Origin of the sequence: Streptomyces sp. NPDC002054, assembly GCF_040296685.1 — a bacterium.
Lineage (GTDB): Bacteria > Actinomycetota > Actinomycetes > Streptomycetales > Streptomycetaceae > Streptomyces.
Genome location: NZ_JBEOXT010000073.1, coordinates 1 through 9,709, shown reverse-complemented (window position 1 = coordinate 9,709; position 9,709 = coordinate 1). Strand labels below are relative to the sequence as shown.

At 70.0% G+C, this 9,709-nt stretch carries 1 protein-coding gene; it reads right to left on the bottom strand.

Translation table 11 applies throughout. From position 1 onward, the window contains the following. On the bottom strand, positions 1-9,709 hold a 9,709-nt coding region (locus ABT123_RS36510; RefSeq protein WP_351322730.1), incomplete at both ends, for a type I polyketide synthase.

Below are 9,709 nucleotides of genomic sequence, written 5' to 3'. Positions count from 1 at the left end.
ATCAACGTGGCCGGAAGGCGAACCCCCGTCGCCGCGCCGAGCCGGTTCCGCAGCTCGACCGCGGTCAGCGAGTCGAACCCCAGCTCCTTGAAAGCACGTTCGGCACCAACGGCCTCCGAACCGTCGTGCCCGAGAACGGCCGCAACATGCGTACGGACCAGACCCAGCAGCTCCCGCTCCAGCTCGACCGCACCAAGACCGGCCAGCCGCCCGACCGGCGCACCGGCGTCGCCCGCGGCCTCGACACGGGCAGGCCGGGCCTCTGCCAGCTCGGCGAAGAGAGTGCTGGGGCGCACCAGGGTGAAAGCGGGCGCGAAACGCTCCCAGTCCACATCCGCGACCAGCAGAGCCGCATCATCCGACGAGGCCGCGCTCTGCCGCAGAACGGCCATCGCCGTGTCCGGAGCCATCGGAGGCAGCCCCTCACGCCGCATCCGCGCGTCCATCGCCTCATCGGCAGCCATACCGCCCTCGGCCCACGGACCCCACGCAAGCGACGTAGCCGCCAGACCAGCGGCGCGGCGCTGCTCGGCCAGCGCGTCCAGATAGGCGTTCGCGGCAGCGTAGTTGCCCTGACCGGCCGCACCGGTCATGCCACTCATCGAAGAGAACAGCACGAACGCCGACAGCTCGATACCCAGCTCGACGGTGAGTTCATGCAGGTTGAGCGCGGAAACGGCCTTGGCGCGCAGCACCGTCTCGAAGCGAACCGGCGTCAGCGCATCCAGAACACCGTCATCCAGCACACCAGCGGTGTGCACCACCGCCGTCAACGTGCCGGCCTCAGCAGCGAGCAACGTCCGCAGAGCATCACGGTCAGCGGCGTCGCAGGCGACGACCGCAACCTCCACACCCAGCCCGGACAGCTCCGCCACCAACTCAGCAGCACCCGGAGCATCCGCACCGCGGCGGCTGGTCAGGACCAGGCGCTCCGCACCCGCACCGGCCAGCCAACGGGCCACCCGGCTGCCCAGCGCACCCGTACCACCGGTCACCAGAACGGTCCCCGACGGCGTCCAAGAACCCCCACCAGCAGCAGCGCGGACCAGTCGACGCCCGAACACCCCAGAGGACCGCACCGCGACCTGATCCTCATCAGTTCCGGCGAGGACACCGACCAGGCGGGCCATGGCTCGCTCGTCCCACACCTCAGGCAGGTCAACCAGCCCGCCCCAACGCTGCGGAACCTCCAAGGCAGCAACCCGCCCCAGACCCCACACCTGAGCCTGAACCGCAGACACCAGACGATCGGAACGGCCCACACTCACCGCACCACGAGTCAGACACCACAGAGGCGCCTCCACCCCGGCATCACCCAACGCCTGCACCAGAGTCATGGTCGGGACAACACCCGCGGCCTCGTCCACAGCAAGCAGCGACACCACACCGGCAACGTCATCAACATCCGACAGCAGACCGGTCAGAGCCGCACGATCAACACCGGGCTCAACAACGACCCGACGGACCTCAGCACCACGCCCGGCCAGCGCATCCACGACAGCCGTGTCGTCCACACCCGCAGCAGGAACCACCACCAGCCACGTCCCGGACAAACGCCCATCAGCTCCGGCATCCGTCAACGGCTGCCATGACACCCGGTATCGCCAGCGGTCCACTTCGGACTGGGTCCGCATGCCTCGACGCCACGCCGACAGGGTCGGGAGGGCCGGCAGAACCGTGTCCCAGGCGTTCTCGCCATCCACGTCCAACGTGGCAGCGAGCGACTCGAGGTCCTCACGCTCCACCGCGTCCCAGAACTGCGCGTCGATCTCGTCGGCGGTGCCATTCCGCGTACCGCTCGCCATCGGCAGCCAGTAGCGCTGCCGCTGGAAGGCGTACGTCGGCAGGTCCACCCGCCGAATACCCGAACCGGCGAAGAACGCCTGCCAGTCCACGTCCAGACCCCGCACCTGGGCCTGGGCCAGCGAAGCGACCACCGTCTCGGCCTCGGAACGCCCGTTCCGCAGGACGGGCACGAAGGCGGCGCCCTCACCCGTCAAACACTCCTGGCCCATGGCCGAGAGCACGCCACCTGGGCCGAGTTCGAGGTACGTCGTGACGCCCGCGTCCTCCAGAGTTCGCACACCGTCCAGGAAGCGCACCGCTTCCCGCACGTGCCGGACCCAGAACTCCGCCGAACCCATCTCATCCGAGACCAGGGCCCCGGTCAGGTTGGACACAACCTGAATTCGCGGAGCGTCGTACGTGAGCCCCTCCACCACCCGGCGGAAGTCATCGAGCATGCCGTCCATGTGCGGCGAGTGGAACGCGTGGCTGACGATCAGACGCTTGGTCTTCCGCCCCGGGAAGGCTTCCGCGACGGCGACCGCCGCGTCCTCATCACCGGCAATGACCACCGACTGGGGGCCGTTGACGGCCGCAATACTCACCCGATCGGTCAGCAGCGGAAGAACCTCGTCCTCCGACGCCTGCACCGCGATCATCACGCCACCGGCCGGCAGCGCCTGCATCAGACGACCACGAGCCGCCACCAACGTGCACGCATCCTCCAGCGACAGGACACCCGCCACATGCGCGGCAGCGATCTCACCGATGGAGTGCCCGGCCAGGAAGTCCGGCCGCACGCCCCACGACTCCACCAGCCGGAACAGCGCCACCTCCACCGCAAACAACGCCGGCTGCGTGAACTCCGTCCGGTCCAGCAGCTCCGCATCCGCCCCGAACAGCACATCCTTCAGCGGCAGTTCCAGCCGTTCACACACCGCATCCAGCGCCTCCGCGAACACCGGGTAGGCGTCATACAGCTCACGCCCCATACCCAGCCGCTGACTCCCCTGTCCGGTAAACAGGAAGGCAACCTTCCCGCCGACCGGCGAGCCCTCAACCACACCCGCCGCCGAATCACCCTCCGCGAGCGCCGCGAGTCCGGCCAGCAGGCCCTCGCGGTCCGCAGCAACCACCGCCGCACGGTCCTCGAACAACGCCCTGGTAGCTGTCAGAGACCACGCGACATCAACCGAACGCGCGTCGGGCGCGGACAGAACGTAGGACCGGAGCTGACGTGCCTGCTCCCGCAGTGCCTCCTCGCCCTTCGCCGACAGCACCCAGGGCACCACCGGCAGCAGCTCGCCCGCCACGGGCTCCTCCGCCGGTTCCAGAACCGGCGGCTGCTCGATGATCGTGTGCGCATTCGTCCCGCTGATACCGAAGGACGAGACACCCGCTCGGCGCGGACGCCCGGTCTCCGGCCAGTCCACCGCCTCTGTCAGCAGGGAGACGTCACCGGCCTCCCAGTCGATCTGGGCCGACGGCGCATCCACATGAAGCGTCTTGGGCAGCACCCCATGCCGCATCGCCATGATCATCTTGATCACACCGGCGACACCGGCCGCAGCCTGCGTATGCCCGATGTTCGACTTGATCGAACCCAGCAGCAGCGGCCAGCCCTCCGGCCGCTCCTGCCCGTACGTGGCCAGCAGCGCCTGCGCCTCGATCGGGTCCCCGAGCCGGGTACCCGTACCGTGCGCCTCCACCGCATCCACATCCGCAGCCGACAGACCCGCACTGGCGAGCGCCTCACGGATGACGCGCTGCTGCGACGGACCATTCGGAGCCGTCAGACCATTGCTCGCACCGTCCTGGTTCACCGCCGAACCGCGCACAACCGCCAGAATCGGATGACCGTTGCGCACCGCGTCCGACTGCCGCTCCACCAGCAGCATGCCCGCACCCTCAGCCCAGCCCGTCCCATCCGCAGCCGCCGCAAACGACTTGCAACGGCCATCGGCCGAAAGGCCACGCTGACGGCTGAAGTCGACGAACGTCTCCGGGGTCGCCATGATCGCCACACCGCCCGCCAAGGCCATGTCGCACTCGCCGCCGCGGAGCGCCTGGATCGCCCAATGCAGTGCGACCAGCGAGGACGAGCAGGCCGTGTCGACGGTGACCGCCGGACCCTCCAGACCGAAGGCGTACGAAACGCGACCGGAGGCGATGCTCCCCGAGTTACCGGTGCCGAGGTACCCCTCCACACCGTCCGGCAGTTCCTCTCCGTTTCCGTAGCCGGTCGCGTAGTCGTGGTACATGACGCCGGCGAAGACGCCGGTACGGCTGCCACGCATCGACGTCGGGTCGATGCCCGCCCGCTCGAACGCCTCCCAGGAGGTCTCCAGCAGCAGCCGCTGCTGCGGATCCATCGCCAGCGCCTCACGCGGCGAGATCCCGAAGAACGCCGGGTCGAACTCGGCCGCGTCGTGCAGGAACCCGCCCTCACGGGTATACGACGTACCTGCATGATCCGGATCCGGGTGGTACAGAGCCTCGATGTCCCAGCCACGGTCGGACGGGAAGGCGGTGATGCCATCCGCACCCGCGGCAACCAGCTGCCACAGCTCCTCCGGCGACCGCACGCCACCGGGGAAGCGGCAGCCCATACCAACGATCACGATCGGATCGTCGACGACGCCCACGGCGGCCCGTACGGGCGTACGCACCCCACCCACCTGGCCACCGGAGCCGGCGATCACCGCGAGCTCGGTCAGCAGGTGCCGGGCCAGAGCCGCCGGCGTCGGGTAGTCGAAGATCAAGGTCGGGGGCAGGCGCAGGCCGGTCTCTGTCTTGAGTACGTTGCGCAGTTCCACCGCGGTAAGGGAGTCGAAACCGAGGTCCCGGAAGGCCCGCTCGGCGTCCACGGACCCAGCGCCGGAGTGGCCCAACACAGCGGCCACATGTCCGGACACCAGCTCCAGCAGCACACCCTCATGCTCAGCGGCCGGCAGTCCCAGCAAACGGGCGGCCAGCGGCGAACCGGAGTCCGTGCCGCCGTCACGCCGCTCCACGGTCCGGCGCGCAGGCACCCGTACGAGGGCACGCAGCAATGCGGGCGTCGAACCCGCCGAAACCGCCTGCGCACGCAGAACCGCAACATCGAGGTGCATCGGCAGGAGCACCGCCGAGTCCACCATGACGGCGGTGTCGAAGAGCGAGAGCCCCTCGTCGGCCGCGAGTGCGGCAACACCCTCCCGGGCGATGCGACGCAGGTCGACCTCGTCAAGACGGGCCGCCATACCGCCGTTGCCCACGTGCGGAGCCCACAGGCCCCAGGCGAGGGAGGTCGCCGGCAGACCCTCAGCCCGCCGCTGCTCGGCCAGGACCTCCAGGAAGGCGTTCGCAGCGGCGTAGTTCGCCTGCCCCGCCGCACCGAACGTGGCAGCCGCACCCGAGAAGAGCACGAACGCCGACAGGTCCAGCTCCCGGGTCAGCTCGTGCAGGTTCCATGCCGCATCCACCTTCGGACGCAGCACCGCAGCCACCCGCTCCGGAGTCAGCGACGACAGAACGCCGTCATCCAGAACACCTGCCGTATGAACCACCGCAGTCAACGGATACTCGGCCGGAACCGACGCCAGCAGCGCAGCCAGCGCCTCCCGGTCCGCGATGTCACAGGCGACCAGGTCCGCACGGGCACCCAACCCGGCCAGCTCCGCAACCAGTTCGTCAGCACCCTCGGCGGCAGGACCCCTACGGCTGGTCAGCAGCAACCGCTCGACACCGTACGCCGTCACCAGGTGACGGGCGAAGAGCCGGCCCAGGCTACCCGTCGCACCGGTCACCAGCACCGTCCCGGACGTACCACCAAAGCTCACCGGCGGCTCGACCACACGCTCCGACGACAGAACACGCACCAGACGCGGCGCACTCACCACACCCGCACGGATCGCCAGCTCCGGCTCGCCCACCGCCAACGCAGCAGCAACCGCCGCCAACGACGCGTCCGCCCCGTCAAGGTCGAGCATGACCAGCTGCCCGGGGTTCTCCGACTGCGCCGAACGCAGCAGACCACGCACCGCACCGCCCGCCAGGTCCCGAACACCCGCACCGGCCTCAACAGCCACCGCACCCGAGGTCACCCACACCAGGCGGGTACCGGCGAACCGCTCGTCCGCCAGCCACTCCTGCACCACTGCCAACGCGCCGTACACAGCCGCATGGACAGAGCCGACGGTGTCATCGGCCTGCGCGGTAGCGGGAGACATCACGAACACCGCATCCGGCGCCGATCCGCCCGCGGCGAGCGCCGCACTCAGCGCGCCCGCATCGGCGTACTCCGTGACCGGGGCCCCGGTACCACGCAGCCCGATCTCGTCCCGGCCCAGCACAGCCCACCGCAGGTCGGACGCACCAGCCGCCACGGGAGCTGCCGCAGGCACCCATTCGACGCGGAAGAGGGACTCCACATGTCCGCCGCCTCCGGCAGCGTTGACCTGGTCGGCCGAAGCCGGGCGGAGCGTAAGCGCCTCCACGGCCGCCACCGGACGCCCGGACTCGTCCGCCACCAGCAGCGCCAGAGTGTGCGGATCGTCCGAGGAGAGCGGGGTCAGCCGCATCCGCAGCGCAGACGCACCCACCGCGTAGAGCGAGACACCCGCCCAGGAGAAGGGCAGCATCGCGCCAGTGGCGTCCTGCCCGGCGGCGGTGTCACCGTGACCGATGGCGTGCAGACCCGCGTCCAGCAGTGCCGGGTGCAGCCCGAACCGCTCCGCATCCCGACGCCCGTACTCCGGCAGCACCACCTCGGTGAACAGCTCGCCGCCGCGCCGCCAGGCAGCCTTCAGCCCCTGGAACAGCGGCCCGTAGGCCATTCCGTCCCCGGCCATCTCGGCGTACAGCCCATCGATGTCTACCGGTACGGCACCGGCCGGCGGCCAGGCAGCCAGCTCACCGAACTCCTGCCCGGCCTCCGGCCGGGCACCAGCCGCCAACGCGCCCGATCCGTGGCGCGTCCACGGCTCCTCCGCTACCGCGTCCTGGCGGCGGGAGTAGACGCTGAACGGGCGGTGACCGGACGCCGAGGGCGCCTCGACCACGAGTTGGAGCTGTACGCCGCCCCGCTCGGGCAGGACCAGCGGCGCCTCCAGCGTCAGCTCCTCCACCACATCACACCCGACCTGGTCACCGGCACGGATCGCCAGATCCACAAAGGCCGTACCCGGCAGCAGAACACCGCCATGGATGGTGTGATCCACAAGCCAGGGGTGAGTGTCGAGCGACAGCCGGCCGGCGAGCAGCACCCCCTCGGAATCGGCCAGCGTGACCGCCGCGCCCAGCAGCGGGTGGGCGGCGTCACCGAGCCCGATCGACTCCGGATCCCCAGAGGCAAAGGCCACCGCACTGGGCCAGTACCGCTCTCGCTGGAACGCGTACGTCGGCAGATCCACACGGCGGACGCCGGTGTCGGCGAAGAACGCTGACCAGTCGACCGTGACGCCGTGGATGTGGGCCTGGGCAACGGCCGTGGTGAAGGCCTCGGCCTCGGGACGGCCCTTGCGGAGCACGGGCACAAAGACGGCGGCATCGGCGTCGTCGGTCAGGCAGTCCTGTGCGAGGGCGGACAGCACCCCGTCGGGGCCGAGCTCGACGTATCGCGTGACGCCCGCCGCCTCCAGGGCGCGGATGCCGTCGAGGAAGCGAACGGCTTCCCGCACGTGCCGCACCCAGAAGTCCGCCGAGCCCATCTCGTCGGTGACCAGCGCACCGGTGAGGTTGGAGACAACCGGGATACGCGGGGCGCCGAAGGACAGCCCCGCCACCACCTCGCGGAACTCCTCCAGCATGCCGTCCATGTGCGGCGAGTGGAACGCGTGGCTGACGGTCAGCCGCTTCGACTTCCGGCCCTGCGCCTCGAAGACCTCGGCGACCGCGACCGCCGCGTCCTCGTCACCGGCCACCACGATCGACGTCGGACCGTTGACCGCAGCAATGCTCACGCGCTCGGTCAGCAGCGGCAGGACCTCGTCCTCCGAGGCCTGGAGGGCGATCATCACACCACCGGCCGGCAGCGCCTGCATCAGACGACCACGAGCCGCCACCAGCGCACACGCATCGTCCAGCGAGAACACACCCGCCACATGCGCGGCAGCAATCTCACCGATGGAATGCCCGGCCAGGAAGTCCGGCTTCACCCCCCACGACTCCAGCAGCCGGAACAGCGCGACCTCGACCGCGAACAACGCAGGCTGCGTGTAGGCGGTCTGGTTCAGCAACTCCGCATCAGAGCCGAACAGCACATCCTTCAGGGGCAGTTCCAGGTGGGCGTCCATCCGGGCGCAGACCGCGTCCAGCGCGTCCGCGAAGGCGGGGTGGGCGTCGTAGAGCTCACGCCCCATCCCGAGACGCTGGCTGCCCTGCCCAGTGAAGAGGAAGGCCAGACCGCCCCCGGACACCGTTCCTCGGAACAGTCCCGGCGTCTGCTCGCCGGCTGCGAGGGCCTTCAGAGCGGCCAGGAGCTCGTCCCGCTCCTCCGCAACGACGACGGCCCGGCGTTCGAGGGCCGACCTCGAGGTGGCCAGGGAGTAAGCCACGTCGGCGGGTTCGAGGAGTTCATCCGCCGCGATCCACGCCTCCAGGCGCTCGGCCTGAACCCTCAGGGCCGCCTCACTCTTCGCTGACAGCACCCACGGCACGACACCGCCCGACCGCTCCCGCGGCAGCCCGGAGTCCTCCGCACCGTCGACGGCCGGAGCCTGCTCGATGATCGTGTGGGCGTTCGTACCACTGAAGCCGAACGAGGAGATGCCCGCGCGGCGGGGACGCCCGGTCTCCGGCCACTCGCGCGACTCGGTCAGCAGGGCGATCTCGCCCGCCGACCAGTCGACGTGCGGGGTGGGCTCGTCCACGTGCAGGGTCTGCGGCAGCACCCCGTGCTGCATGGCCAGCACCATCTTGATGATGCCGGCGACGCCGGCCGCGGCCTGCGTGTGCCCGATGTTCGACTTGATGGAACCGAGCAGCAGCGGCTGCTCAGCCGGACGCTCCTGGCCGTACGTCGCCAGCAGCGCCTGCGCCTCGATCGGGTCCCCGAGCCGGGTACCCGTACCGTGCGCCTCCACCGCATCCACGTCCGCAGCCGACAGACCCGCGCTCGCCAGAGCAGCCCGGATGACACGCTGCTGCGACGGACCGTTCGGCGCCGTCAGACCATTGCTCGCACCGTCCTGGTTGACGGCCGAGCCACGAACGACGGCCAGAACCGGGTGACCGTTCCGGCGGGCATCGGACAGCCGCTCCACAAGCAGCATGCCCACACCCTCACCCCACCCGGTACCGTCCGCGTCCGCGGCGAAGGCCTTGATCCGGCCGTCCACCGCCAGCCCACGCTGACGACTGAAGTCGATGAAGGCCCCCGGCGACGACATGACCGTCACACCGCCAGCCAGCGCCATGGAGCACTCGCCCTGCCGCAGCGCCTGCACGGCGAGGTGCAGAGCGACCAGCGAGGCCGAGCAGGCCGTGTCGACCGTAACCGCCGGGCCTTCGAGGCCGAAGACGTAGGAGAGACGGCCGGAGACGACGCTCGCAGCGTTGCCCGTGCCGACGAACCCCTCGATACCGTCGGGGGCGGCGAGGGCGAGGTTGAGGTAGTCCTGGCCGTTGGTGCCGGTGAAGACGCCGACCCGCTCGCCCCGCACGGTGGCGGGGTCGATGCCGGCGCGCTCGAACGCCTCCCACGAGGTCTCCAGCAGCAACCGCTGCTGCGGGTCCATCGCCAGCGCCTCGCGCGGCGAGATCCCGAAGAAGTCGGCATCGAAGTCCGCGACATCGTGGATGAAGCCGCCCTCACGGGCGTAGAAGGTGCCCTGCTGGTCAGGGTCGGGGCTGTAGAGCCGGTCCAGGTCCCAGCCACGGTTCACGGGGAACTCACCAATGGCATCACCACCGGACGCCAGCAGCTGCCACAACTCCTCCGGCG